The sequence below is a fragment of the Micromonospora sp. CA-263727 genome, from assembly GCF_050942455.1.
Taxonomy (GTDB): Bacteria; Actinomycetota; Actinomycetes; order Mycobacteriales; family Micromonosporaceae; genus Micromonospora.
Genome location: NZ_CP192031.1, coordinates 4,661,782 through 4,688,180 on the forward strand (window position 1 = coordinate 4,661,782; position 26,399 = coordinate 4,688,180).

Consider the following 26,399-nt stretch of genomic DNA (forward strand, 5'->3'; position numbering starts at 1 on the left):
GTACTCAATCACGGGATCACGGGTTCGCGAGGATGTTTCGCCAGCCCGGTCTCAACAGATCAGCAGGCCATGGCGGGTGCCGCTGTCGCGCAGCGCGGCGAGGGCGGCGGCCACCGTGAGCTGGCGCGGGGCAGGCAGGTCGTACGCCTGGGCGCGGAGCACCTCGGTGGCCCGGCGGGTGGGCACGGAGGTGACCGGGTAGCCCCGGGCCGTGGTACGGTCCAGCGCCCGGCGACGGCGGCCGAAGCCGGCGATCGCCAGCCACTGCGGCAGGCCGGCGAGCGCCGGCGAGCGGACCCCCGGCGGCTCCGGCAGCACGTCGACCGAGCTGAACGGCTCGCTGCCGGCCAGCCACCACTCCACCTGCTCCACGCTGCGCCGGGTGGCGTTCTCGCACCAGTACGGCACCAGACCGGCGCGTACCACCTGCCACGGATCGAGCAGCCGGCCGCATTCGACCACCAACCGGTCACCGGTCTTGCCGGCGGCGCGCAACCAGCCCCGGTACAGGTCGGCGGTGGCGGCGCTGAGCGCCTCCGGCGTCGGCACGAGAACCCGGTGCAGCGGATGCCCGTGCCGGGCGGTCCACTCCCGGACGCCGAGGTCGAACCCGGATTCCACGCCGTGTTCGGCGGCGGCGGGCGGGGCGAGGATCTCCGGGGGTTCCCAGTGCGCGCCGTCGCCGCCGGCCGAGCGCAGCACCTGCCGCAGCGCGTGGCTGTCCGGGTGGAAGTCCACCGGGTTCAGGCCGCTGGCCGGGCAGCCCACCTGGAAGCTGTGCCCGTCGGCGGCGTCCAGCACCGGCCAGGTCCGCGCGTCGCGCAGCACCAGCACCGCAGCGCCGGGCTCCAGCCGCTCGGCCAGGAATCTCCGGTACGCCGCCGGCAGCCCCGCCAGCGGCCGGCCAGCGCCACCGTCACCCCGGCCAGCGCGCCCCGGCTGGCCGGGCAGTGCACCTGGCGTACGTGCAGATCGGGGTTGCCGGCGAGCAGCCGCCCGGCGAGCGCGGCACCGTGGTCCAGGGCGGCGCGGGGACGGTCCACCGCGCCGCGCGGCCAGTGCGCGGTCATCTCGAACCCGGCGGGCAGCCACGGCATGCCCAGCGCCACCGCCAGGTGCGCGGCAGCGCCGTGCGGCGAGCCCAGCAACACGCCGGGGTACCGGCGGCGCGGATACTGGTCGACGAACCACTGGGCGACCCGGGCCGCGTCAAGCTCGGTCGCCTGCTCCGCGGTGAGCGCGACCCGGCCGGCGGAGCGGATCGCCGCCGCCCGGCGGACCGGATCGGGGGCGCCGACGAAGCGGGACACCGGCCCGACGTGGCCGAGATCGGCGCAGTCGGTGCCGCGCAGGGCACGGGCGGTGGCCGCGACGAGGATCCGCGCCATGCTGCCGGCCGCCACGATCCGGTCGCCGGCCAGCCCCGCGCCGGCCGCCGTGAGTCCCGGGCGCACCTTGCGCACCGGCCCCAACTTGCCTCGATCGCTCACCACGCGGCCCGGCTTCCCGCCTCGATGCGGGTTAAACAGGGCATCCCTCCACCCGGTGGCATCAATCAGGTGACCTTGGCCGATCACGGTTACCGGGGCCAGGCCGACGTCCGCGCCCACATTCCGACGTCTCCGTCCGCCCGCTCGCGCGCCGGACGCCAGCGCCCCGCCGGGCCCACAACACCCCACGCCGGACCGACCGGCCCGTCCCCCGCGACGTCGCGGTTCCCGTACCGGCCCGGTCAGGTCAGATGCGGCATCGGGGTCGCCCGGGCAGCGGGGCGCAGCCGGCGGGAGGCCAGGTCGACCATCATTTCCAGTACGCAGGGCCGCTCCGCGGCCAGCGCCTCGTCGCAGGCCGTGCCCACCAGTTCCGGCCGGTCGACGCGTACGCCGCGCAGGCCCAGCAGGCGGGCCCAGCCCGCGTACGGGACGTCGTCGGCCAGGTGCCGGGCCGGATGTCCGGAGCGGGTGTTGAGCACCAGGACCACCAGCCGCGGGTCGGGCCACGCCGGCCAGCCACGGGCGACGGTGACCAGCTCGGTGAGGCCGTGCAGCTGCATCCCCTCGTCGGTGACCAGGGCGAGCACCGGCCGGTCCGGGTCGGCGAGCTTGGCGGCCACCGCGTACGGCAACGCCCTGCCGGTCGCGCCGAGGGTGTCGGACGGCAGGACGGCCGCGCCGCGTGGTAGCCGGTGGTCGAAGCCGCTGAGGAGCGGGTCGCCGTCCAGCGTCACGGCGACCCGACCAGGCAACCGGGCGGTGAGCTCGTCAACGACCAGCGCCGGATCGACCGACCCGCCGGGCCCGATGAGGGGCCGCCCATCGCCGGGCCCGTGGTGGGGCAGCACCAGGCAGACCGGACCCGCCCCGGCCACGGCATCGCGCAGCGCCTCGTCCACCAGCTCCGCGACGCGCCGTGGGTCGCCGGCGTGCCACACCCGCCGGCACAGCCCGGTGAACAGCCGGCCAACCCGCTGCGGCAGGTCGGCCGGTGACTGCCCACCCGCCGGTCCGACCTCACCCCATGGGTACGCGCCAGCGGACCCATGCGGGCCGGCGGCCCCGGGCCGGGCGGCGGTCGAGGGCCGGGCGGCGGTCCCGGGCAGGGCGGCAGTCGGGGGTCGGGTCCGCTCGCCGACGATCGCCAGCACCGGGAGGCCGGCGCGCCGGGCGGCGTCGAGACCGGCCAGCAGTCCGAAGGCGGCCGGTCCCTCGGGCGCCAGGCAGACGCCGACCGCGCCGGTGAACCCGGCGTGCCCGGTCGCCATGAGGGCGGCGCTCTCCCCGTTGCGGGCGGCTACGAAGTCCGGCTCGCCACCGGCGGCGGTCAGGGCCTCGACCAGCGGCGCGATCGCCTCGCCCGGTTGGCCGAAGACCCGTGGCACCCGCCAGGCCGACAGTCGCGCGACGAGCGCGTCAGCCAGCTCCCGGTCAGGCACCGCCCCGACCCGGGGTGGCCGGGTCGACGTAGCGCAGCACCGCGCCCACCCCGTCCACCAGTTCCGGGGCCTCGTCCGGGCCCAGCACGGTCAACTCGGCGTCGGTGCCGACCAGCGCGCGGACCAGCGCCGCGTCGGCGCGGACCCGCTCCGGGCCGGCCACGGTGGCCAGCTGGCTCGGGTCGGTGGCGATGTCGGTGGCCGCCGGGCCGATCCAGAGTTCCCCGTTGGCGGACGGGTCGTCCACGATCAGCATCGTGTCGACCTGGTTGCGTTGCAGCGCGGCCACCACGGCGTCCAGTCCGGCGCCGACGTCCTCCTGCATGCCGAAGCGGTCCAGCGCCGCGGTGATCCGCTGGTCGGCGACCTCGGCGATGGTCTGCACGGTGAGGTCGTCCAGCAGGGTCTGGTCGGCGCCACCGGCCCGCGAGCCCGCGTCGGTGCGGACCACCATGTCCTGCCAGCGTTCCGGCATCTGGGCGGCGATCATGCCGGTGGCCCGGACGTCGCCGGCCACCACGACCACCTCGGCGCCGACCCGTTCGGCCAGCTCGACGGTTGCCGCGGTGACGTCACCGGCGTTGTGGTGCCACGCCTCCATGGCGGCGCGCTGGTAGCGCGACTGCGACCAGCCGCCGGGCTTCACCCGGCGCAGCTGGTAGCTCTCCCGGCCGACGACGTGGGCCCGACGCGGTACGCCGCCAGCGCTGACCGACATCGCGTCGGCGCCCGTGCGGTCGGCCAGCACCCGCACCCACGCCACCTGCTCGCCCCGCTGGGCCAGCAGTGGCATCACGTGCGGCAGCGGGCCGTACGCGGCGAGGTCCCGCCGTGGCGGGGCGGACAGGTACTCGGAGAGCGCCACCCGGCCGTGGGCGGCGAAGACGGCCAGCCCGTAGTCGCCGGGCATCGAGTCGTGGCCCCGGATCACCCGGTCGAGAGCGGCGAGGGTGGGCTCGTCCGCCCCCTGCTCGGCCAACTGCCGTTGCAGGCCACGCCAGCGCAGATCGAGTGCCGGGTGCGCGTCCTCGGTGTCCAGGGAGGCGTCCAGGTAGACCGAGCACCACGGACCCGGACGCCCGTAGAGCGGCCGCAGGAAGGACAGCTGCATGCTCGACCCCTTTCCAGCTCGGCCCACCGCTTACCCGCGCCGCCCGACTTGTCACCTGCCGGCCTCGGCGTGACCGGTTTTCATTCACGTCGTTCAACCCGAAGGATCGATACGATCTGTAGGCGGAAGCGGACTCTGGGTGGTGGTCATGGACGCGACATCGTACTCCCGGCGCAGCCTGCACCCCACGGGCCGGATCCTCACCGCCCAGGTCGTGCGCCTACAGGACGGCTATCCCCGGGAGATTCGGGTGGGGCAGCCGGTGCTGGTGGTGGTGCTCGCCGCCGCCGGGGTGGCCGGGCTGCTCGCCCGACTGGTGCGCGCCGCGCTCTCCGCCGGCTCCGGGACCGGGCGGCGCAGCTTCAAGGACCTGAAGAAGGGCCCGGAGTATCTGGTCACCCCGATCCGCCTGCGGGACGCCAACGGCCGGGCGTACGAGGTCGAGCTGCACGGGCACCTGCCGCAGAGCGCGCTGCACCCGGCCGACCAGGTCCAGCTGACCCTGCGCGACCAGGGCGACCCGGACCTGCCGCCGAAGATCGAGCGGATCGTCAACCTCACCACCGGGCAGCTGCTCCGGCCGCGTACGGCCACGCTCTGGTCGCATCTCGGCCCGCCACTGCTCCTGCAGGCCGCACTGGGCGCGCTGCTGCTCGCCGGGCTGGCCGCCTGCACCGCGCTGAGCTGAGGCACCCGGCCGACCGGCGCGCGACGGGCCGGCGCCGATCCAGCGTGCGGACCTCGCGCGACGGGTCAGCCGACCGCGACGGGGGTCAGCCGACCGGGGCGGGCTCGCGGGCCGGCTCGGTGACGTCGAGCAGGCCGCGCCGGCGGGCCGAGCGCTCGAAGACGAGGGTGGCGAACGGCGGCACCGCGCAGGCCAGCGCCACGCCGGTGGCCAGCAGGCTCCATCGGTGCACCCGGGCCACGGCCAGCACCAGCACGCCGTACGCCACGAAGAGCGCGCCGTGGATCGGGCCGAAGATCTGCACCCCCAGCTCGTTGCCGGGCGGGCCGTACTTGACCGCCATCCCGGCCAGCAGTCCCGCCCAGGAGATCGCCTCCGCGATCGCCGCCACCACGAACAGTCGGGTCACCTTTTCACGCACCCGGCCATGGTATCGGCGCTCCGGATCGACGCCGGACAGCCGGGCCGGCGACGTGGCCGGCGCCTCGATGGTGGAGAAGCCGGCCGTCGGGGCTTCCCTCGGATGCCCGGACGTGCGAGGTTTGGGGTACCAGCGGTGACAGGGTGGTGACCATGGGCGAGGAAGTCGGCGCGCAGACCTTCAGCCGCCAGGACCGGGCTCGCTACCGGGACAAGGTACGCCGCTGCCTCGACGTCTTCGCCGAGATGCTGCGCGAGTCCCGGTTCGACGTCGACCGGCCGATGACCGGGCTGGAGATCGAGCTGAACCTGGTCGACGACACCTGGATGCCGGCGATGCGCAACGCCGACGTGCTCCAGGCGGTGGCCGACCCGAGCTTCCAGACCGAGCTCGGCCAGTTCAACGTCGAGATCAACGTGGCGCCCCGGCGGCTGGCCGGCACCGGCACCGCCGAGTTCGAGGAACACGTACGGGCCAGCCTGAACGCCGCCGAGCAGCGGGCCCGGACCGTCGGCGCGCACCTGGTGATGATCGGCATCCTGCCCACCGTGCTGCCCGAGCACCTGACCGCCGCCACGCTCTCGGCGAACCCCCGGTACACGCTGCTCAACGAGCAGATCTTCGCCGCCCGGGGCGAGGATCTGCGGATCTCCGTCAACGGGGTGGAGCGGCTGGCGGTCACCGCCGACACCATCACCCCGGAGGCGGCCTGCACCAGCACCCAGTTCCACCTCCAGGTCGGCCCGAACCAGTTCGCCGACTACTGGAACGCCGCCCAGGCCATCGCCGGGGTCCAGGTGGCGCTCGGCGCGAACGCGCCGCTGTTCTTCGGCCGGGAGCTGTGGCGGGAGACCCGGATCCCGCTGTTCCAGCAGGCCACCGACACCCGCCCGGAGGAGATCAAGACCCAGGGGGTACGGCCCCGGGTCTGGTTCGGGGAACGGTGGATCACCTCCGTGTTCGACCTCTTCGAGGAGAACGTGCGCTACTTTCCGGCGCTGCTGCCGGTCTGCGACCCGGAGGACCCCGCCGAGACCCTCGCCGCCGGCGGCGTGCCGAACCTCGCCGAGCTGCGGCTGCACAACGGCACCGTCTACCGCTGGAACCGGCCGGTCTACGACGTGCTCAAGGGCCGGCCGCACCTGCGGGTGGAGAACCGGGTGCTGCCCGCCGGCCCGACCGTGCTGGACACCATCGCCAACGGGGCGTTCTACTTCGGCCTGGTCCGCGCGCTCGCCGAGGCGGACCGGCCGCTGTGGTCGCAGATGTCGTTCAGCGCCGCCGAGGAGAACTTCAACACCTGCGCCCGGCACGGCATCGACGCCCACGTCTTCTGGCCCGGGCTGGGCTACCTGCCGGTCACCGAGCTGGTGCTGCGCCGCCTGCTGCCGCTGGCCGAGCAGGGCCTGGATCGGTGGGAGGTGGACCCGGACGAGCGGGACCGCCTGCTCGGCATCATCGAGCAGCGCTGCCTGACCGGCCGCAACGGGGCGAGCTGGCAGGTGGCCACGCTGCACCGGCTAGAGTCGGCCGACCAGTTGGACCGCCCGGAGGCGCTACGCGAGGTGGTCCGGCACTACGTGGAGCTGATGCACAGCAACCGCCCGGTCCACGAGTGGCCGATCCCCTAGAGCCCGCTCGCCCGCTCCCCGCCAGAGCCGGGTGGAGTAAAAGTTTTTTGACATGACGTCAAAGACACCATACTCTCGGCGTGTCAGGGATTCTTGACATCGACGAGGCTGGTCGTGGCGTGTGCCGGAGAAGCGCCCCTGGATCCCCCCGACTCCGAGGAGGCGACCCGGTGAAGGCAATCGTCCAGGACAGCTACGGCCCGGCGGGCGTGCTCGACCTACGCGACATCGACCGACCGGCCATCGGCGACGAGGAGGTGCTGGTCCGGGTACGCGCGGCCGGAGTCGACCCGGGCGTGTGGATCCTCATGGCCGGCCGCCCCTACCTGGTGCGTCTCGCGGCCGGGCTGCGCCGCCCCCGGGTGGCGGTGCGCGGTCGGGACCTGGCCGGGGTGGTGGCCGCGGTCGGCGCCCGAGTGACGCGGTTCCGGCCGGGCGACGAGGTGTACGGCACCTGCCTGGGCGGCTCGTACGCCGAGTTCGCCGGCACACCGGAGCAGCGGCTGGCCCGCAAGCCGGCCAACCTGACCTTCGCGCAGGCCGCCGCCGCGCCGGTCTCCGGGATGACGGCACTGCGTGCGGTACGCGACACCGGCGCGGTGCGCCCGGGGCACCGGGTCATGGTGATCGGCGCGTCCGGCGGCGTCGGCTCCCAGGCGGCGCAGATCGCCAAGGCGTACGGCGCGACGGTGACCGGCGTCTGCGCCCCGGACAGGATCGATTTCGTCCGCTCCCTCGGCGTCGACGACGTGCTCGACTACACCCGCGAGGAGGTCGACCGCGACGGCCCGGTGTACGACGTCATCGTCGACACCGGCGGCGACCGCGCGCTGTCGCTGCTGCGTCGCGCGCTCACCCCGCACGGAACGCTGGCCCTGGTCGGCGGCGCGTACGCCAAGGGCCCGCTGCTCGGCGGCTACGGCCGGCAGATATTCCGCGCACCCCTGCTGTCCCTCTTCGTCGGCCAGCGGCTGCGCACCGTGAGCGCGGTGGAGCGCACCGAGGATCTCGACGAGCTGCGGGAACTCGTCGAGTCGGGTGCGCTCACCCCGGCGGTCGACCGCGCCTACCCGCTCGCCCAGGCAGCGGATGCGATCCGGCACGTCGCCGGAGGCCACCCCGCAGGAAAGATCGTCGTCACCATCTGACCAGGAGACGGTTGGCGCAACGCCCCCTCTGCATAGACAGTCGCTGATAATGTCGGTCGTCTAACCACTATGGAGGCTGGGAGGCTCAGTGCAGATTGGACGACGGACCGCCGGCGCTTCGGTCGCGCTCGCGGTAATGGTCACAGCGATCTTCACAGGACAGACCCAGGCGGCCGGCGCCCGGGACAACGCGGAACCACCGGCGGACGCGCTGGTCGCCAGCGCCGAGGAGCGCGCCAAGGTGCAGGAGGCGCTGGCCAGCGTCGACCGCGGCGCCGCGCCGAAGCTGGCCGGGGACGAGGACGAGCAGCTTCTCCGGGCCACCAGCGGGGTGCCGGGCTTCGCCGGCATCTGGCTGGACGACAGCGCGGCGGGTCCGGTCACCACGATCGCCGTCGCCGGTTCCGGCGCGCAGGCCGCCCGGGTCGCCGCCGACGTGCAGAGCGCGCTCCGGCGGCAGCCGGCCACGGCGCTGACCCTCAGCGAGGGCGCGAAGGCGCTCGCGAAGGACGGCGCCCGGGTGAAGACCGTCGAGGTCTCGTACTCGTTCGCGCAGCTGAAGACGTGGCAGAGCGCGATGGACGCGCTCCTGCCGGCCGGTGCGGTGACCTTCACCGACGCCGACGAACGCAGCAACACCGTCACCGTCGGCGTCAACGACCTGGACGCGCGGGCCGCCGTCGTCCGGCACGCGGAGAAGGCCGGCATCCCCCGCGACGCGCTGAAGGTCGTCGAGGCGAACTTCGGCCGCAAGACGCTCCGGGACGACCACCGACCGGTGACCGGCGGCCAGCAGATCTCGTACGCGATTCCCGTCATCGGACCGATCGGCACCATCTTCTACACCGGCCAGTGCACGCTGGGCGTCACCGCCCGCCTGGTCAACACCAGCCCGCAGTTCACCGGCTACCTGACGAACTCGCACTGCTCGACGGATTACGCGCAGACCGACTACGTCTACCACTGGCAGCCCACCATCCCCTGGGGCGCCCTCTGGAACACCGCCAACCGGATCGGCTACGAGATCCTCGATCCCTCGCTGTACACCGGCAACCCGTACGGCTCGGAGGCGCTCGCCTGCCCGTCCGGCTACCGCTGCCGGCTGAGCGACGCGGCGTTCGGGACGTTCGACGGTGACTACACCAGCACGGCGACCGGCTGGATCGCCCGGCCGGCCACCACCGGCACCATCAACTGGAACGGCACCGACAAGTACCGCATCACGGCCACCGGCACGCCCACCGGCGCGATCCGCGGCGTCGGGCGTACCTCGGGCATGAGCACCGGCACGATCACCAGCAGTTGCGTCCGGATCAGCAACATCGAGGACATGCCGAACATCGCCCAGAACTGCCAGTACATCGGGACGTACTCGTCCCAGCCGGGCGACTCCGGCGGCCCGGTCTTCCGCCTCACCAACAGCCCGCTCACCAACGACGTCACCTTCGTCGGGCTGAACTGGGGCGGCGGCACCGTCAACGGGCAGCCCGTCGGCATCGTCTCGTCGTGGCCGATGATGCAGTCGGACTTCTACCCGTACGACATCCGGGTCTGCGTCTCCGTCTACGGCTGTTAGCACGGTGGCAAGGCGGGCCGGACGTCCATCGGGCGCCGGCCCGCCGGCTGTCGGCGCGGCCCGCCGGCCGTACGGGCCGACCGTCAGATCCGGTACAGCACGGCCCGGTAGCCCGCCAGCGCCACGATGACCAGCACCGCCATCCCCACGCCGAATGGCCACCAGCGACCGCGCGGGCGGGCCACGACGAGGGCGACGGTCGCCAACCAGAGCACCCCGACGACCGCCGTCCAGAGTGTCGCGGTGGACACCCGATCGGCGATCCGGCAGCCGGCCGGCGCGGGCAGCACCGCCGCACAGAAGTCGTGGCGCGGCACGGCCAACCACCAGTAGCCCGCCCACGCCGCCGCCGCGACGCCGGTGGCCGCCACGGCCCCGAGCCACGAGCCGGCGCGCGCGGGCGCCCGAACTTCGGCAGACTCACTCATGCCGGTAAGTGTATTGGTCGGCTCCGGGCGGGCCGCCGGGCACCACGACGTGGCCGAGCCGGTAGCGACCTCTCCCGGCACACGGATCAGTCGACGCCGAACTCCATCGCGGCGCGGTCGAGCGCCTCGTCCTCCGCCGAGGAGACGCCCCGGGAGGCGATGGCTTCCGCGCCGCCCTGCGGCATCGCGCCGATCAGCCCGGTCGAGGCCGCCTGCGCGGCACCGATCATCCGCTGCGGGGCCGCGCCGCCGACCAGGCCGAGGTTGGCGTACTGCTCCAGCTTCGCCCGCGAGTCGGCGATGTCCAGGTTGCGCATGGTCAGCTGGCCGATCCGGTCCGCCGGGCCGAACGCCGAGTCCTGGGTGCGCTCCATCGACAGCTTGTCCGGGTGGTAGCTGAAGGCCGGGCCGGTGGTGTCCAGGATCGAGTAGTCCTCGCCCCGGCGCAGCCGCAGCGTCACCTCGCCGGTGACCGCGGTGCCGACCCAGCGTTGCAGCGACTCGCGCAGCATCAACGCCTGCGGGTCCAGCCAGCGCCCCTCGTACATCAGCCGGCCGAGACGGCGGCCCTCGCTGTGGTAGTTCGCCAGGGTGTCCTCGTTGTGGATCGCGTTGACCAGCCGCTCGTACGCGGCGTGCAGCAGGGCCATGCCGGGCGCCTCGTAGATGCCCCGGCTCTTGGCCTCGATGATCCGGTTCTCGATCTGGTCCGACATGCCCAGGCCGTGCCGGCCGCCGATGGCGTTGGCCTCCAGCACCAGGTCGACCGCGCTGGCGAACTCCTTGCCGTTGATCGTCACCGGGCGGCCCTGGTCGAAGCCGACCGTGACATCCTCGGTGGGGATCTCCACCGACAGGTCCCAGAACCGGACTCCCATGATCGGGCTGACCGTCTCGATGCCGGTGTCCAGGTGTTCGAGGGTCTTCGCCTCGTGCGTGGCGCCCCAGATGTTGGCGTCGGTCGAGTACGCCTTCTCGGTGCTGTCCCGGTACGGCAGGCCGCGTTCGAGCAGCCACTCCGACATCTCCTTGCGCCCACCCAGCTCGGTGACGAAGTCGGTGTCGAGCCACGGCTTGTAGATCCGCAGCTGCGGGTTGGCCAGCAGCCCGTACCGGTAGAACCGCTCGATGTCGTTGCCCTTGAAGGTCGAGCCGTCGCCCCAGATCTGCACGTCGTCGGAGATCATCGCGCGCACCAGCAGCGTCCCGGTGACCGCGCGCCCCAACGGCGTGGTGTTGAAGTACGCCCGCCCGCCCGAGCGGATGTGGAAGGCGCCGCAGGTCAGCGCCGCCAGGCCCTCCTCGACCAGGGCGGCGCGGCAGTCGACCAGCCGGGCGACCTCGGCGCCGTAGCTGAGCGCGCGACCGGGCACCGAGTCGATGTCGGGCTCGTCGTACTGGCCGATGTCGGCGGTGTAGGCGCAGGGCACCGCGCCCTTGTCGCGCATCCACGCGACCGCGACCGAGGTGTCGAGGCCGCCGGAGAAGGCGATGCCGACACGTTCACCGGTGGGCAGGGAGGTAAGAACCTTGGACACGAGGAAAAGTATGCACCACACCGCATGCCCATGCAAACCAGATGCAAGGAAGGGCCCCCTATTAACGCCTCGTGCATAGGAAGGGTCCCTTCTTAACAGCCCGTGTTGGGGGCGGGGGCTGCTGGAGGTGGATTGAGCCGACCGGAGCGGTGCTCCACGCGGTCCGCGAGTGCCCGCCCGGCTCCGCCTCCGTCGCCGGGCGAGGACATCACCTCGCGCGACGCCGGGGGACCGCCGGGACGGCGTACGGTCCCGGCACGCCCAGCGAAGTCGACGGCCGACGCTGCGGGAAATCCTCGAAACGCGTGGATCGCAGACGAGCGGACTTCGCGAAGGGATTCCGCCACTCCTTCGTGAGCGCCTCGGTGACCATGTGCTTCATCTGATGCAGGGCGGCGTCGTGTGTGACCGGCTGGTAGATCAGGGACGGGGACGGTCGCGCAGAGCTCGTTGACATGGCAGCACTCCGGGGTAGACGGCGGCACCAACCTGACGGGCCCGGTTGCCGTCCGGTTCAACCTCGCCTCAGAGTGCCACGATCGCCGCGGTCTCCGCCGGCAGCTCGATGCGGTCGCGTTGGACGGTGACGCCCTCACCCGTGGCCAGCAGCACCCGCCGGGCCACCCCCGGCAGGGTGATCCGCTGCGGCTTGTCGGCGAGGTTGGCCGCCACCAGGCACCCGCCGCGCCGCATGACGAGGAAGCGGTCTCCGTGGCGTACCTCGATGGCGAACAGGTGTGGATCCGACAGCTCCGGCCGCGACCTGCGCAGCGCGATCAACCGGCGGTAGAAGCCGTACATCGCGCGGTGTTCGGGTTTGTCCAGCTCGGCCCAGTCGAGCCGCGAGCGGACGAACGCCTGCCGGTCCTGCGGGTCGGGCGCCGAGTCCGCCGGCCAGCCGTGCGTGGCGGACTCGCGGCGGCGGCCGGTGGCCACGGCGGTGGCCAGCTCCGGCTCGGGGTGGCTGGTGAAGAACTGCCAGGGGGTGGAGGCGGCCCACTCCTCCCCCATGAAGAGCATCGGCGTGAAGGGCGCGGTCATCAGCAGGGTGACGCCGACCCGCAGCATCGACGCGGAGACGGTGGCGGAGAGGCGGTCGCCGGTGGCGCGGTTGCCGACCTGGTCATGGTTCTGCAGGTACGCCACGAAGCGGTGGCCGGGGGTGCGCGGGTCGACCGGGCGGCCGTGTTGGCGGTGGCGGAAGCTGGACCAGGTGCCGGTGTGGAAGAACGCGCCGGACAGCACCTCGGCCAGGCATTCCAGCGAGCCGAAGTCGCCGTAGTAGCCGTGCCGTTCGCCGGTGAGCAGGGTGTGCAGGGCGTGGTGGGCGTCGTCGTTCCACTGGGCCTGCAGGCCGTAGCCGCCGGCTTCCCGAGGGGTGATCAGCCGCGGGTCGTTGAGGTCGGACTCGGCGATCAGCGACAGCGGGCGGCCCAGGTGCACGGAGAGCGACTCGACCTCGATGGCGATCTCCTCCAGCAGGTGCACCGCGCGGGAGTCGGGCATGGCGTGTACGGCGTCCAGGCGCAGGCCGTCGACGTGGTAGTCGCGCAGCCACATCAGCACGCTGTCGATGATGAAGCGGCGCACCCCGTCGGAGTGCGGGCCGTCCAGGTTGACCGCCCGGCCCCCGGGGCTGTCCCGCCCGCCGAGGTAGGGGGCGAAGAGCGGCGGGTACGCCCCGACCGGCCCGAAATGGTGGTAGACGACGTCGAGGATCACCCCCAACCCTCTGGCGTGGGCGGCGTCGACCAGCCGTTTCAGGCCGTCCGGCCCGCCGTAGGGCTCGTGCGGGGCAAACCAGCAGACGCCGTCGTACCCCCAGTTGTGGTCGCCGTTGAAGGCGTTGACCGGGAGCAGTTCGATCATGTCGACGCCGAGGTCGATCAGGTGGTCGAGCCGGCCGATCGCCGCGTCGAAGGTGCCTTCCGGGGTGAAGGTGCCGACGTGCAGCTCGTAGAGGATGCTGCCGGGCAGTTGCCGGCCGGTCCAGGAGCCGTCGGTCCAGGGGAAGACCGCGTGGTCGTAACGGCGGCTCGGGCCGTGCACGCCGGCGGGCTGCCACCTCGACCGCGGGTCGGGCAGCGCCCGGTTGTCGTCGTTGAGCAGGAAGGCGTAGTCGGCGACCGGGCCGGGCACCTCGACCCGCCACCAGCCGCCCCGCCCGGGTCGCATCTCGTGGTCGGCGGCGCCCGACAGGCGCAGCCGCACCCGCGACGCCTCCGGTGCCCAGACCGTGAACTCGGTCATGACGCCTCCCGGGTCGGGTGTGTGGGGGCGAGCAGCGCGACGGGCAACCGGCCGGCAGGCCGGCCCGGCGGACCTCTCTGTCACTGTAGACCCGGCCGATGAACAGGCACGACGACTCTGTGACGGTAAGTTGGCCGGGCGGTGTCGTCGGTCACTGTGACCGTTGTCAAGGTGCGGGATCGGCCGTTATGGAGTTTCCTGGATGGCGGACCGTGTTCGCGTGTCCAACCCCCGACACTCCTCCTCCCCGCCGCCACCGACGCCGGCGCGATCCCTCCTGCACGGACGGAGATTGATGTGACCACCCTGCGGGTCGGCGGGCGTCCCGCCACCGCCACGGACCGCGTCCACCGACCCACCCTCACCTCGCGCCCCCAGATCCCGGCGCAGCCCGGCCCGGCCGGCCCGCAGCGCAGCCACCGCATCCTGATGCTGTCCTGGGAGTACCCGCCGGTGCTCGTGGGCGGCCTGGGCCGGCACGTGCACGCCCTGTCGGTGGCCCTGGCCGCCGCCGGCCACGAGGTCACCGTCATCACCCGGCACGCCGAGGGCGCGCCGCTGGAGGAGTACGTCGACGGGGTGCGCGTGGTGCGGGCCGCCGAGGATCCGGTGACTTTCCCGTTGGCCACCGAGAGCCTGCTGGCCTGGACGATGGCGTTCAACCACACGCTGACCCGGGCCGCCCTGCGCGCCGCCACCACCGGCGGGTACGACGTGATCCACGCCCACGACTGGCTGGTCGCGCACGCCGCGATGACCCTGCGCGACCACCTCGACCTGCCGCTGGTCAGCACCATCCACGCCACCGAGGCCGGCCGGCACCAGGGCTGGCTGCCCGGCGAGCTGAACCGCACCATCCACGGTGTGGAGCAGTGGCTCGGCACCGAGTCGACCCGGGTCGTGGTCTGCTCCGGCTACATGCGCGACGAGGTGACCGGGCTGTTCGGCGTGCCGGCCGGCCGGGTCGACGTGGTGCCCAACGGGGTGGAGCCGCACCGCTGGCGGGTGCCGGCCAGCGCGGTGGCCCAGGCCCGCGCCCGGTTCGCCGGGGACGGCCCGCTGGTCACCTTCGCCGGCCGCCTGGTGTACGAGAAGGGCGTGCAGCACCTGCTCGCCGGGCTGCCCCGGCTGCGCGAGCGGCACCCGGGGCTGCGCGCGGTGATCGTCGGCGACGGCCCGTACCGGGCCGAACTGGAGGCCGACGTGCACCGGCTCGGCCTGGCCGGCACGGTCAGCCTGCCCGGCTTCCTCGGCGGGACGGACCTGCCCGCGGTGATGGCCGCCTCGGACTGCTTCGCGGTGCCCAGCATCTACGAGCCGTTCGGCATGGTGGCCCTGGAGGGCGCCGCCGCCGGCGCTCCGCTCGCGGTCGCCGAGACCGGCGGCCTCGCCGAGATCGTCGAGCCGGGCGTCACCGGGATGACGTTCCGCCCGCACGACCCGGACGCGCTGACCGACGCGGTGGACGCGCTGCTCTCCGACACCGACCGGGCCCGCGTGCTGGCCCGTCGCGCCCGCGCCATGGTGCACGAGCAGTACGGCTGGGCGGCCATCGCCAGCCGCACCGCGGCGACGTACGCCTCGGCGATCGCCCAGGCCCCCCGCTTCACCGCCGAACGCGCCGCGGCGCAGATGGCCCACGGCCGTCCGCGGGCCGTGACTGCGGAGGGCAACCTGCTCGCCGCCGCCGGCCTGCGCTGACCCGACCGCCACCGGCGTCGCAGGGCCGGGGTCGACCGGCGGGGACAGGCCCGTTCGGGCAGATCATTCTGCCGTTACGATCTTGTATCCACACTGTTCACCACTACTTGACATCCGACAGACTCGCAGCATCCAGCGGGGGCGATGTCGAGGAGGGTGCGGGGTGCGGGTGCTCCTGGTGGAAGACGACCTGCGCGTCTCGGCGGGCCTCGCCTCGGCGCTGCGGCGGCGGGGGCACGAGGTGGTGCAGGCGGTGACGGCCGCGGAGGCGGTCGAGGCGGAGCCGGTCGACCTCATCCTGCTGGACATGAACCTGCCCGACCGCGACGGGCTGGAGGTGTGCCGGCGGATCCGCCAGCACGACGAGGCGGTCGCCATCATCGCGGTGACCGCCCGCGACGAGGAACAGGACCGGGTGGCCGGGCTGCGGGCCGGCGCCGACGACTACGTGGTCAAGCCGTTCTCGATGGTCGAGTTGCAGGCGCGCATCGAGGCGGTGATGCGCCGTACCGCCCGGAGCGCCCGGACCGCGACCGCGATGCAGGTCGGCGCCCTGCGCATCGACGTGGACGCCCGGCGGGCCTGGGTCGCCGACCGGGAGGTCGGCCTGTCCCGCAAGGAATTCGACCTGCTGGTGGCGCTGGCCCGGCAGGCGGGCACGGTGGTACCCCGGGACCGGCTGCAACTGGAGGTCTGGCAGACCACCTGGGCCACCCGGCACAACCTCGACGTCCACGTCGCGGCGTTGCGCAGCAAGCTGGACGACGCCGGCCTGGTGGAGACCGTACGCGGCGTCGGCTACCGGCTGCGGGCCGGCTGAGCATCGACCTGGCCGCGGCGGCAACCTCAGATGATCCTCAAGAATCCCAGCTCGCAGCCCCGCCGCCGGCCGACTGAGGGTGTGCTGGTCGTTACCCCAGCCATCCCTCCTGTTTGGAGATCCCTTTGAGATACAGACGGACAACGGCCGGTGTCTTCTCCACTCTGCTCGCCGCCATCCTCGCGGCGACCTCGATGCCCGCACAGGCGCACGGTCAGACGGCCGCCATGGCCCAGCTGCTGGCGGAGCCGAACCAGGTCCAGGACCTGACGGTCGACCAGGCCGACGGGTACGCGACCCTGGCCTGGACCCCGGTCGACGGGGCCACCGACTACCAGATCGAGCGGACCCCGGTCGCCGAGGACGGCACGGCCACCGGCGCCTCGGTGATCGTCGGTGTGTGGCGGCCCAACCGTCAGGTCAACAACACCGAGCCGACCTTCGCCGACGCCGGCTTCGCCCCCGGAAACCGGTTCCAGTGGCGGGTCCGCGCCCGCCTCGGCACCGCCGCGCAGCCGTACTCGGCCCCGGTCAGCGGCACCACCAACGCGCACTGGGGCAACCTGACCATCCCGGGGCAGAACCTGCGCACCCAGTGGGAGGAGACCCTCGGCGCGCAGTACACCAGCGACGTCAACGAGTACGCCTACACCGCGGCGATCGACGAGCTGAGCGAGCGGGTACGGGTGGTGGAGATCGGCCGGACCATCAACAACCGGCCGATCAACATGTTCGTCATCGGCTACCCCACCCCGCCGGCGACCCCGGAGGCGGTGGCCGCGACGAACCCGCTGCTGGTCAACTGCAACGTGCACGGCAACGAGCCCGGTGACCGCGAGGCCTGCTTCATCATGGCCCGGCAGCTGGCCTTCACCGACGACGCCGCCACCCTCGACCGGCTGTCGAAGACCACCATGCTGATCCTGCCGACCATCAACGGGGACGGCCGGGCGGCCAACAGCCGGGGCAACTCCACCGGTCAGGACCTGAACCGGGACTACTCGCTGATCCGCCAGCCGGAGACCCATGCCTTCGTGGAGATGATCCGCGACTACCGGCCGATCGCCAGCTACGACGGCCACGAGTACGGCAACGCCAACACCGGTGACCTGCCGATGCTGCCGCCGCGGCACCAGAACGTGGCACAGGGGATCTTCGACGAGTCGCAGAACATGATCGAGGGCCACATGTACACCCAGGGCGCCAGGGACGGCTGGTGGGCCTGCCCGTACGGGTGCACCGGCGCCTCCGTCGGCCTGGGCGAGGAGACCATCCTGCGCAACACCCTCGGCCTGAAGAACGTGGTCAACTCGCTGCTGGAGCTGCGCAGCTCGGGCGGCCCGACCCGGCCGGACGAGAGCAACACCGCCAACAACCGCCGGCGCAAGACGTACTCGGCGCTGTGGACGTTCAACCAGTTCTTCACGTACCACGGCAACAGCGTCACCGACATCACCCGGGCCCGGGCCGAGGCGATCAGGTTCCAGTCCGCGAACACCGGACGGATCGTCTTCCGGGGCTCCCGGCCGATCCCGGCGCACCCCGCCCCGCACCCGGGCGACACCCCGCCGCCGGTCGACGCCCCGGGCGCGGACCAGATCCTGAACCAGCCGCCCTGCGCCTACAAGCTCACCGAGGCGCAGTACAACGGTGCCCGTACCGACGGCCCGGCCGGCCGGCAGACCACCGTGGCCCAGCGGCTCGCCGCCCACGGCTGGAAGGTGATCAAGGTCGCCGACGGCTACCTCGTCCCGCTGTCCCAGCCGGAGCGGGGTCTGGTGCCGCTGCTGCTCGACGGTCAGGCCGCCGAGGGCCTGGTCGACGGCGAGCGGATCGCGCCCACGCTGACCGGCACCCACAACGGCCCGCTGACGGTCTCCGGAGTGGCCTGCCTCGCCGGCGCCACCGTCCGGGGCCCGATCGTGGTCAGGCCGGGCGCCACGCTGATCATCAACGGCAGCTCGATCAACGGCCCGGTGGAGGCCAGCGGGGCGGCCGGGTTCGTGCTGACCGCCAGCACCGTGCACGGCCCGGTGAACGCCACCGGCGTCCGCGGCCCGGTGGTCCTGGTCGACAACAAGACCAACGGCCCGGTCAACGTGGTCAACAACACCGGCGTCGCGCCGCTGGTCGCCGGCAACACCGTCAACGGCCCGCTCAGCTGCACCGGCAACACCCGCCCGCCGGTCAACCTGGAGGTGGCCAACTCGGTCAACGGTCCGAAGTTCAGCCAGTGCGCACGCCTGTGACCGGCTGAACCTCCTCGTCCCCCTTCGTGCCGGCAGGCCGGTTCCGCGCCCGGCCTGCCGGCACCCCTCGTACCGCCAGTGGAGTGGAGAACACCGTGACCGACACCCTCTCCCGGGCCGCGACGCCGGCAACCCGGGGCACTCGGCGCGCCATCCCGCTCGTCGGGGCGGCCCTGACCCTGCTCGTCGCGGTCACCGGCTGCACCGGCGCGGACGGCCACGGATCCGCCGCGCCGGACGCCACCACGCCGGTCGCGGTCACCGTGACCGGGCCGCTCTGCGACCAACTGCCCGCCGGTGACGAGCCGGGCAACCCGACCTCGCTCGCCAGCCAGCCCGCCGACCAGGCCCTCCAGTGGATTCCCGTGCTCACCACCTTCGAGGCGGCGGTACGGGCCACCGGCCTGGCCACCGAGCTGACCGGCACGGCAGGCGTCACCATCCTGGCCCCGACCGACGACGCGTTCGCGGCCAAGTTCTCCCGGACGAACCTCGACGAGCTGCTGCTCAAGGAGACCGACACGCTGCGCGGTCTGCTGCGCGACCACGTGGTCACCGGGTCGCTGCCGGTCGCCGAGCTGATCACCAGCGGCACCGTGACCACCCTCGCCGGCACCCGCCTCACCGTCACCGGCTCCGGGCGCAGCGCCCGGGTCGACGACCGGGCCGACACGGTGTGCGCCGACTACCAGGTGTCCAACGCCCGGATCCACGTCATCAACCAGGTGCTCGGCTCCCTGCCCACCACCGCGGGCGACGAGGAGGACGACCACCACTCGTAGCCGCCGCGGGGCAACCCCCTCCCCGCGGACACCGACGGCCGCCGCCCCCCGCAGGGGGCGGCGGCCGTCCTCGCGTCATCTTCGCGCTGCCTCGCGTCGCGCCGCCTCGCGCTGCCGCCTCGCGCTGCGCTGCTGCGTCGCGTTGCGTCGCGTTAACAGGGGCCCCTTCCTCTACCGGAGGCGTTAGGAAGGGGCCCCTCCTTACCTGCTCAGCGCTTGTCGAAGGGTAGGTAGTCGCGTTCGGCGGCGCCGGTGTAGACCTGCCGCGGACGGCCGATCTTGGTCTCCGGGTCGTTGATCATCTCGCGCCACTGCGCGATCCAGCCCGGCAGCCGGCCCAGGGCGAACAGCACCGTGAACATCTTCGTCGGGAAGCCCATGGCCTTGTAGATCAGGCCGGTGTAGAAGTCCACGTTCGGGTAGAGCCGCCGGGAGACGAAGAAGTCGTCGGCGAGGGCGATCTCCTCCAGCTGCATCGCGATGTCCAGCAGCGGGTCCGGCTTGGCCATCCGGCCGAGCACGTCCTGCGCAGCGTTCTTCACGATCGCGGCCCGCGGGTCGTAGTTCTTGTAGACCCGGTGGCCGAAGCCCATCAGCTTGACGCCGTCCTGCTTGTCCTTGACCTTGCGGACGAAGGACTGCACGTCGCCGCCGTCGGCCTGGATCCGCTCCAGCATCTCCAGCACCGCCTGGTTGGCACCGCCGTGCAGCGGCCCGAACAGGGCGTTGACGCCGGCGGAGACCGAGGCGAAGAGGTTGGCGTTGCTGGAGCCGACCAGCCGCACGGTCGAGGTGGAGCAGTTCTGCTCGTGGTCGGCGTGCAGGACGAAGAGCATGTCCAGCACCCGGGCCATCACCGGGTCGACCTCGTACGGCTCCGCCGGCACGCCGAACGTCATCCGCAGGAAGTTCTCCACGTACGCCAGCGAGTTGTCCGGGTAGAGCAGCGGCTGCCCGATGGACTTCTTGTACGCGTACGAGGCGATGGTGGGGACCTTCGCCATCAGCCGGAACGTGGACATCTCCACGTGCTCGGCGTCGAACGGGTCCAGGCTGTCCTGGTAGAAGGTGGAGATGGCGCTGACCGCGGAGGAGAGCACGGCCATCGGGTGCGCGTCCCGGGGGAAGCCGTCGAAGAACCGGCGCATCTCCTCGTGCAGCAGCGAGTGCCGGCCGACCCGCTCGGTGAACTCGGTCAGCTGTTCGCTGGTCGGCAGCTCACCGTAGATCAACAGGTAGGAGACCTCCAGGAAGGAGCTCTTCTCGGCCAGTTGCTCGATCGGGTAGCCGCGGTAGCGGAGGATACCCGCGTCGCCGTCGATGTAGGTGATCGCGGACGAACAGGCGGCGGTGTTGACGAACCCGGGGTCGTACGTTGTCATCCCGGTTTCCTTCAGCAGCTTGCCCACACCGATGCCGGCGGGGCCTTCGACCGCGGGATGCACCGGCATCGACAGCTGCCCGCCGGAGTGATCGAGCTTGACTTCCGTCATGTGGTTCCTCACTTCGCCGGCAGATCTACGTTGAATTGCCTTCGCTTCTACCGTAATTGCGGTTGCGGCAACACCGCCCGCCGTGGTTCGGCGGTGAGGTCTGCGTCACCCGATTCCCGACCGCAGAGCTGGGAAACCCCGACGACCAGGGCAGACAGTGACGGCAGGGCGCACGGAGGGTGGAAGCACGCGAGCGGACAAGACTGTGCGGCAACTCAGGAAGCCGGCTCGGCAGGGCGGCCCGGGACGGCGCGGGACGGCCTCGGCAGGACCACGCCGGGCGGGCTCAGAGGGGCCTCCGCAGGACCGCGCCGGGCGGGCTCAGGAGGGCCGGCTCGGGACGGTGCCGGGCGGGGGGTCAGGAGAGGGTGAGGTGGCGCAGGCCGCCAGCGGTGTCGACCAGGTACAGGTCGAGCCGGTTGCTGCCCGGGTGGAAGAGTCGATCGTCGGCGAGCAGCGCGGCGAAGCGACGCCCGCCCGGGTCCGGGGCGACCACCGGCACCACGGCCGCGACGGTGCCGTTGACGGCCACCGCCAGAGACGTACCGTCCGGGACCCGATCGGGCACGGTGCCCCAGATCATTGCCGGTAGCCGCCCCTCGTCCGGGTCCACGGCGCGGAAGGCGTCCAGCCCGCCGACGTGGGCACTGCCGCCGTCCGGCGCGGCGCCCACGGCGGTGCCCACCAGCGGATGCGGCGCGGGCGGTGGCGACGCGGCGGGCACCCCGCCGGTGATCGGCGTCGGTTGCGCCGGGCGGTCGTAGAAGACCTTGCCCGGATCGGTACGCGGAGCCTCGCGGGCGGAGCGGCCGTCGACCCGCCAGGGCAGCCGGATGGCCGCCTCGTCGGCGACGGTCGGCAGCAGGTCGACGTGTTCCCAGTTGCGGTCGTCCACCCGCCCGCCGCGCTGACCTGGCGTCTTGACGAACATCGGCACCCAGGCCACCTCGTCCGCGGCGGCCCGGATGGCATCCATCCCCCGCCCCTGCGCGCCCTTGGTGAAGCTGACCCCGTGATCGGCGGTGACCACCACCAGCGCCTGGTCCCACAGGCCGGACTCGCGCAGCGTCCGCAGCGTCTCGCCGATCAGCCGGTCGGTGTAGCCGAGCTGCGCCAGGTGGCGTGCGCGGGCCAGTTCCACCCACCCGTCGCCCTCGTTGGGAAAGTCCTCGGGCGCCTCGTAGCGCGCCCCCGAGGGCAGGTACGCCCACGGCGAGTGCGGCATCAGCAGGTGCAGGAAGTGCAGCGTCGGCCGGGGCGAGGGCGTCAGGCCACGCAGGAAGCTGGTGAACCGGGCCGGCTGGTTGACGTTGAGGCTGTCCCAGCGGAACTTCGGGTCGTCCGGCACCGGCTCGGCGGCGTCGATGCCCGCCTCCTCTGCGGTGCGTTCCCGGTAGGAGTCCTCCGGGTCGACCCGGCTGTCGTTCGGCGCGGTCACCTGACGTGCCAGCTTGCCCGTCTCGCGGAGCAGCACGCCGAGCCCCTGTTCGGGGGTGACCGGCTGCTCGCAACGGCTGGGCGGGCAGAGCCGGGTGATGCTCTCCTCGGCGCGGATGTCGTACAGGCCACCGAAGGCGGTGAAGAGGTTGTCCGGGTAGTGCGAGTAGTGCGGGGCGACCCCCTCGGCCGGGTAACGGCCGGTCAGCATCGCCGGCAGCGCGTACGGCGTCCAGCCGCTCACCCCGGTGGCGTTGCGGTACCAGGTCGAGCCGGCGGCCAGCTCGGCGAAGTGCGGGAACCGGGCGGCGTCGATGCCGCCGTCCGGGCCGAGCAGGGAGACCAGGGGCAGTTCGTCGAGGATCAGCATGACCACCGGCGGGTGCAGGTTGCCGGTGGCCGTGCCGGCCACCCCGCCCTCGCCACGCGGCAGCACGACCGGCCCGGTCGGCGAGGCGAAGAGGAACAGCCCGACGAAGACCAACGGCCCGACGCCGGCCAGTCGCAGCACCCGGCCGGGCACCCGCCATCGCCGGTGGACGAACACCCCGGCGGCGCCGACCGCCGTCGCCGCCACCAGCAGCGGTACGCCCCGCAGCGCCGTGACATGCCGACCGACCTGCACCGCGAGCGCGGCCACCAGCAGCCCCACCAGCAGCGTGTGCGTCCCCGCCCGGACGGCCCGCCCGGCCAGCCCGGCGACCAGGCCAACCAGCCCGAGCGCCACCGTCGGCACCACCGCGACCAGCGCCACCAGCAGCAGGATCTCCCGCCGGTCGGCCCGATGGAAGAGGAAGAAGTCCGGGCTACGACCGAGGACGTCCAGCAGCGGCTGGGTGATCACCAGCCCGACCAGCGCCGCGATCTCCAGCAGCCGCCCCGCCTCGGCCCGCCAGCCGCCCCACCCCCACGTTCGGGCGCGCACCGCCGCCACGGCCACCGACCAGCGGCGAACCGGGCGACCCTCGGCCGCCCCGGGTGCCGCCGACCCGGACGCCACGGACCCGGACGACGGCGGGCCGGACGGCGGCGGCGCGGACAGTGGCCTGCCGGCCGGCGATGGCGGGGCGGACGGCGGGGGTTTGGCGGCCGCGGGGCCGCCCGATCCAGGCTCGGCGGGTTGGTCAGTCACCCAGCGCCACCCGGTAGAGAGTGCGGGTGCCGGAGGGCAGCTCCAGCCGTTGCTCGACCGTGCCGCGCGCGGCGAGCAGCGCCTCGAAGGCGTCCCGCCGGTAGCCGGGGAAGATCCCGTCGGGCTTGTTGGCCAGCAGCCGGCCGGCCATCGGGTCGTCGGGGTGGACGAACTCCACCACCAACCGGCCGCCGGGCGCGGCCAGGCTGGCGAGGCAGGACACCACCTCGGGCAGCGGCACGTTGCGCCCGATCGCCAGATGGTGCACCAGGGCCAGGGCGAGCACGACGTCCGCGCCGGCCCGGCCAGCGAACGAGGCCCGCTCGACTCCGCGCCAACCACCCCCCGGCGACGGGTCGGCCAGGTCCATCACCAGCGGCAGCACCCGCCGCTCGCCCTCGCCGCGCAGCGCACGGTAGAGCCGGTCGACCACCGCCGGGTCCTGCTCCACCGCGACGACGTAGTCGGCGTGCCGGGCGGCGAGCCGGGAGTAGCGGCCGTCGTTGGCACCCAGGTCGAGCACGAGCCGCCGCCGGCCGACGCCGGTCAGCGCGTCGGTGACGAACCGCTCCTTGCCCGCCCGGTCGTCGCCGGAGTAGCCGCAGGTGCGCTGGTAGTCCACCCAGTGGCTGGCGGGCGGTTGGTGGTCCAGGCGCCGGACCAGCTTCTCCATCCCGCGTACGGTGGCCAGCGCCAGCTCGCGGGTGTAGCCGGCGGCGCGCAGCTGGGCCCGCACGTCGGCGGTGCTGGTGCCGGCGTTGCGCCGTTGCACGCTGCCGTGCAGGTGGACGTGGGTCAGCACGCCGGGCAGCAACCGGCGTGCGCCACGGAAGAGCCGGCCCATCTGATCCGGCTCGATGCCGTCGACCCGGGCCCGCAGCCAGGGCTGGAAGTCCAGCCCCAGGTGGGCCCCGAGCAGCAGCGGGTAGAGCAGGGTCTGACAGAACTGCCGGTAGCCGGCCCACGGCTCGCCCTCGCGTAGCGGGGCGAAGGAGCCCACGTCGATGAAGACCGGCTCGGCGCCGCGCCACTGGAGGTTGTACGCCGACCCGTCCTTCGTGGTGAAACCGGCCGGCAGGGCCGCCCGCAGGATCTCCAGGTGCAGCAGCGCGGCGTCGCGCAGCATCGCGAAGGACCACTCGTACGGGTGGGAGACGAACGGGATGCGCTCGTGCCGCAACATTGCCGCCCAGGCCGCGGGCGCCGATCCCGTCGGCAGTTCCTCCGTGCCGCAGACCTTGCCGGCGGCGAGCAGCGGCGGGAAGAAGGCGCTGCCGGCCAGGGCCCGCCAGTGCGCGGCGGCCGTCTCGTCGAGCGCGCGCAGCACGTCGTCACCGGCGTGGAAGACCCGGTTGGCCGGGTCACGGAACGAGCCGGGCTCGGCCCGCAGGTCGGCATCGATCGGGGCCGGTCGTGGCGACCGGCCGAGGTGCGGGATCGCCATCGCGGCGGGTCAGCTCTGGTCGGTGGGCTGGCGGCGGAACCGGTCGACGAGCCGGCGCCAGTAGAGCTTGGCCGCCACGGCGACGCCGGCGATCCCGCCGACCACCGCCTGCACGATCAGGCTGCCGGATCCCGCGTCCAGGTAGGCCAGGTGGTTCACCGACCGCTCCTTCCCTCGCCGTCTCGACACCGGCACGCACCGCAATGACCCACATTTCGGATTTAGGCGGTGTAGCCGGACTTATGCCACCGTACGCCGCTCGCCGTCGTCATGTCGGGCACAACGCCCAGTTGCCGGCGTCCGTTTCGGTCGAGAGGGTCGCCACCGGCCGGACGTAGCTTTGTTAATAGGGGCCCCCTGCTATGCACGAGGCGTTAACAGGGGGCCCTTCCTTAACGGCGATGGTGCATGCCGAGGCGGAGCAGGACGAAGCGGAGCACGGTGGCGGCGAGGTTGGCCGCCACCAGCACCACCAGTTCCATCGCCCGGCCCGGGGTGGTCACGGCGTGCAGCACGGCCAGCGAACCGCTGGTCAGCGCCAGGCCGAGACCGAACGCCAGCAGCCCCTGGACGTGGTGCCGGCCGACGTGCCGGCGGCCGGTGATGCCGAAGGTCAACCGCCGGTTGGCCGCCGTGTTGCCGATCGCGGTGAGCAGCAGCGCCAACAGGTTCGCCGGCTGGGCGCCGAGCGCCCCCCGGGTGGCGGTGAAGAGCAGCAGGTACGCGAGCGTGCTGGCCGCCCCGACGGCGGCGAACCGGACCAGTTGCCGGGGCAGCCCGGCGGGCACCCGATTCGGCGGGGCGGCCAGCGGGGGCCGGCCGAGCTGCGCCCGCAGGTCGGCCAGGGGCAGCGCGCCGGTGAGCAGCGCCCGGCCGACGCGGCCGATGCCGCGCAGGTCGGCCAGGGCGGTGGCCACCACGTCCACCCGGCTGTCCGGATCGTCGATCCAGTCGACCGGCACCTCGTGGATACGCAGCCCGGCCCGCTGTGCGAGCACCAGCAGCTCGGTGTCGAAGAACCAGCCGGTGTCCTGCACCAGTGGCAGCAGCTCACGGGCCACGTCGCCGCGGATGGCCTTGAACCCGCACTGGGCGTCGGAGAACCGGGCCGCCAGGGCGCCCCGCAGCAACAGGTTGTACGCCCGGGAGATGACCTCCCGTTTGGCCCCGCGCACCACCCGGGAGGTCCGCGCCAGCCGGGTGCCGATGGCCAGGTCGGAGTGGCCGGAGATGAGCGGCGCGACCAGCGGCAGCAACGCGGCGAGGTCGGTGGACAGGTCCACGTCCAGGTAAGCCAGCACCGGCGCGTCCGAGGCCGACCAGGCGGCCCGCAGCGCCCGGCCACGGCCCTTGGCGTCCAGGTGCCGCACCACCACCCCGGGCAGCTCGGCGGCGAGCGCCTCGGCGACGGCCAGGGTGCCGTCGACGCTGGCGTTGTCGGCGATGGTGATCCGGAACGGGTACGGGAAGTGCTCGCCGAGGTGGGCGTGCAGCCGCCGGACGCAGGGGCCGAGGTCGACCTCCTCGTTGTACACCGGCACCACGATGTCCAGCACCGGGCCCGGCGCGGCGGGACGGGCCCGTACGGCGACCCGGGACTCGTTCGACTCGATCATCG

At 73.1% G+C, this 26,399-nt stretch carries 19 protein-coding genes and 1 pseudogene; 8 read left to right on the forward strand and 12 right to left on the reverse strand.

The window, feature by feature from the left end; all coding sequences use genetic code 11:
* Window positions 1-51: 51 nt before the first annotated feature.
* From ACQPYA_RS20295 to ACQPYA_RS20305, 3 genes and pseudogenes are all read right to left on the reverse strand, one after another.
* Window positions 52-1,388, reverse strand: a pseudogene (locus ACQPYA_RS20295) (hypothetical protein).
* Between the two features lie 344 nt (window positions 1,389-1,732).
* Window positions 1,733-2,932, reverse strand: coding sequence for a thiamine pyrophosphate-binding protein (locus tag ACQPYA_RS20300; protein WP_433528678.1), 1,200 nt, complete (start codon window positions 2,930-2,932; stop codon window positions 1,733-1,735).
* On the reverse strand, window positions 2,925-4,043 hold the full coding sequence (locus ACQPYA_RS20305; RefSeq protein WP_433528679.1) for a Vms1/Ankzf1 family peptidyl-tRNA hydrolase: 1,119 nt from the start codon (window positions 4,041-4,043) through the stop codon (window positions 2,925-2,927). Before ACQPYA_RS20305 ends, ACQPYA_RS20300 begins: the two co-directional genes overlap by 8 nt.
* 148 nt (window positions 4,044-4,191) lie before the next feature.
* Between ACQPYA_RS20305 and ACQPYA_RS20310 the strand changes: the two genes are divergently transcribed.
* Window positions 4,192-4,731: a hypothetical protein gene (locus tag ACQPYA_RS20310; RefSeq protein ID WP_433528680.1), complete on the forward strand. Its 540-nt coding sequence runs from the start codon at window positions 4,192-4,194 to the stop codon at window positions 4,729-4,731.
* 85 nt (window positions 4,732-4,816) lie between these two features.
* Here the strand turns inward: ACQPYA_RS20310 and ACQPYA_RS20315 are convergent, their stop codons facing one another.
* The gene (locus tag ACQPYA_RS20315; protein WP_433528681.1) at window positions 4,817-5,152 is read right to left on the reverse strand and encodes a DUF3817 domain-containing protein; all 336 of its coding nucleotides are present in this window, start codon (window positions 5,150-5,152) and stop codon (window positions 4,817-4,819) included.
* A gap of 152 nt (window positions 5,153-5,304) precedes the next feature.
* On the opposite strand from ACQPYA_RS20315, the gene ACQPYA_RS20320 reads away from it, so the two are divergent.
* From ACQPYA_RS20320 to ACQPYA_RS20330, 3 genes are all read left to right on the forward strand, one after another.
* Window positions 5,305-6,783, forward strand: a complete 1,479-nt coding sequence (locus tag ACQPYA_RS20320) for a glutamate--cysteine ligase (protein WP_433528682.1) — start codon at window positions 5,305-5,307, stop codon at window positions 6,781-6,783.
* 170 nt (window positions 6,784-6,953) lie between these two features.
* Window positions 6,954-7,931 (forward strand): NAD(P)-dependent alcohol dehydrogenase, encoded by a 978-nt coding sequence (locus ACQPYA_RS20325; protein WP_433528683.1) that lies wholly within the window; start codon window positions 6,954-6,956, stop codon window positions 7,929-7,931.
* A gap of 136 nt (window positions 7,932-8,067) precedes the next feature.
* Window positions 8,068-9,507, forward strand: coding sequence for a hypothetical protein (locus ACQPYA_RS20330; RefSeq protein ID WP_433528684.1), 1,440 nt, complete (start codon window positions 8,068-8,070; stop codon window positions 9,505-9,507).
* Between the two features lie 83 nt (window positions 9,508-9,590).
* On the opposite strand, the gene ACQPYA_RS20335 is transcribed toward ACQPYA_RS20330, so the two are convergent.
* The 3 genes from ACQPYA_RS20335 to treZ all read right to left on the reverse strand — a co-directional run bounded on the left by ACQPYA_RS20335 (window position 9,591) and on the right by treZ (window position 13,723).
* Complete coding sequence (locus ACQPYA_RS20335; protein WP_433528685.1) at window positions 9,591-9,935, reverse strand: hypothetical protein; 345 nt, start codon at window positions 9,933-9,935, stop codon at window positions 9,591-9,593.
* Between the two features lie 86 nt (window positions 9,936-10,021).
* Window positions 10,022-11,473, reverse strand: coding sequence for an argininosuccinate synthase (gene argG, locus ACQPYA_RS20340; RefSeq protein ID WP_433528686.1), 1,452 nt, complete (start codon window positions 11,471-11,473; stop codon window positions 10,022-10,024).
* 525 nt (window positions 11,474-11,998) lie between these two features.
* Window positions 11,999-13,723 carry a malto-oligosyltrehalose trehalohydrolase gene (gene treZ / locus ACQPYA_RS20345; RefSeq protein WP_433528687.1) on the reverse strand — a complete coding sequence of 575 codons (1,725 nt, stop codon included), beginning with the start codon at window positions 13,721-13,723 and terminating at the stop codon, window positions 11,999-12,001.
* Between the two features lie 297 nt (window positions 13,724-14,020).
* On the opposite strand from treZ, the gene ACQPYA_RS20350 reads away from it, so the two are divergent.
* From ACQPYA_RS20350 to ACQPYA_RS20365, 4 genes are all read left to right on the forward strand, one after another.
* Complete coding sequence (locus ACQPYA_RS20350) at window positions 14,021-15,424, forward strand: glycosyltransferase family 4 protein (RefSeq protein ID WP_433528688.1); 1,404 nt, start codon at window positions 14,021-14,023, stop codon at window positions 15,422-15,424.
* Between the two features lie 163 nt (window positions 15,425-15,587).
* Entirely contained in the window at window positions 15,588-16,244 is a 657-nt protein-coding gene (locus tag ACQPYA_RS20355) for a response regulator transcription factor (protein ID WP_433528689.1), read from the forward strand.
* 125 nt (window positions 16,245-16,369) lie between these two features.
* Window positions 16,370-18,493 (forward strand): M14 family zinc carboxypeptidase, encoded by a 2,124-nt coding sequence (locus ACQPYA_RS20360; protein WP_433528690.1) that lies wholly within the window; start codon window positions 16,370-16,372, stop codon window positions 18,491-18,493.
* A 95-nt stretch (window positions 18,494-18,588) separates the two neighbouring features.
* Window positions 18,589-19,275 (forward strand): fasciclin domain-containing protein, encoded by a 687-nt coding sequence (locus ACQPYA_RS20365; protein ID WP_433528691.1) that lies wholly within the window; start codon window positions 18,589-18,591, stop codon window positions 19,273-19,275.
* Window positions 19,276-19,484: 209 nt separating this feature from the next.
* Here the strand turns inward: ACQPYA_RS20365 and ACQPYA_RS20370 are convergent, their stop codons facing one another.
* The 5 genes from ACQPYA_RS20370 to ACQPYA_RS20390 form a co-directional block, all read right to left on the reverse strand.
* Window positions 19,485-20,768, reverse strand: a complete 1,284-nt coding sequence (locus tag ACQPYA_RS20370; protein WP_433528692.1) for a citrate synthase — start codon at window positions 20,766-20,768, stop codon at window positions 19,485-19,487.
* 358 nt (window positions 20,769-21,126) lie between these two features.
* A complete protein-coding gene (locus ACQPYA_RS20375; protein ID WP_433533546.1) occupies window positions 21,127-23,145 on the reverse strand; it encodes a sulfatase-like hydrolase/transferase in 2,019 nt (672 codons plus the stop codon).
* A gap of 184 nt (window positions 23,146-23,329) precedes the next feature.
* Entirely contained in the window at window positions 23,330-24,781 is a 1,452-nt protein-coding gene (locus ACQPYA_RS20380; protein WP_433528693.1) for a class I SAM-dependent methyltransferase, read from the reverse strand.
* Between the two features lie 9 nt (window positions 24,782-24,790).
* Complete coding sequence (locus ACQPYA_RS20385; RefSeq protein WP_433528694.1) at window positions 24,791-24,940, reverse strand: hypothetical protein; 150 nt, start codon at window positions 24,938-24,940, stop codon at window positions 24,791-24,793.
* Window positions 24,941-25,173: 233 nt separating this feature from the next.
* Window positions 25,174-26,397 (reverse strand): glycosyltransferase, encoded by a 1,224-nt coding sequence (locus tag ACQPYA_RS20390; protein ID WP_433528695.1) that lies wholly within the window; start codon window positions 26,395-26,397, stop codon window positions 25,174-25,176.
* Window positions 26,398-26,399 lie beyond the last annotated feature (2 nt).

Bases quoted from the DNA above. Each gene is read 5' to 3' on its own strand.
- ACQPYA_RS20305 (WP_433528679.1), bottom strand. From the start codon at position 4,043: ATGCAGCTGTCCTTCCTGCGGCCGCTCTACGGGCGTCCGGGTCCGTGG.
- ACQPYA_RS20310 (WP_433528680.1), top strand. From the start codon at position 4,192: ATGGACGCGACATCGTACTCCCGGCGCAGCCTGCACCCCACGGGCCGG.
- ACQPYA_RS20320 (WP_433528682.1), top strand. From the start codon at position 5,305: ATGGGCGAGGAAGTCGGCGCGCAGACCTTCAGCCGCCAGGACCGGGCT.
- ACQPYA_RS20330 (WP_433528684.1), top strand. From the start codon at position 8,068: ATGGTCACAGCGATCTTCACAGGACAGACCCAGGCGGCCGGCGCCCGG.
- ACQPYA_RS20335 (WP_433528685.1), bottom strand. From the start codon at position 9,935: ATGAGTGAGTCTGCCGAAGTTCGGGCGCCCGCGCGCGCCGGCTCGTGG.
- treZ (WP_433528687.1), bottom strand. From the start codon at position 13,723: ATGACCGAGTTCACGGTCTGGGCACCGGAGGCGTCGCGGGTGCGGCTG.
- ACQPYA_RS20370 (WP_433528692.1), bottom strand. From the start codon at position 20,768: ATGACGGAAGTCAAGCTCGATCACTCCGGCGGGCAGCTGTCGATGCCG.
- ACQPYA_RS20380 (WP_433528693.1), bottom strand. From the start codon at position 24,781: ATGGCGATCCCGCACCTCGGCCGGTCGCCACGACCGGCCCCGATCGAT.
- ACQPYA_RS20390 (WP_433528695.1), bottom strand. From the start codon at position 26,397: ATGATCGAGTCGAACGAGTCCCGGGTCGCCGTACGGGCCCGTCCCGCC.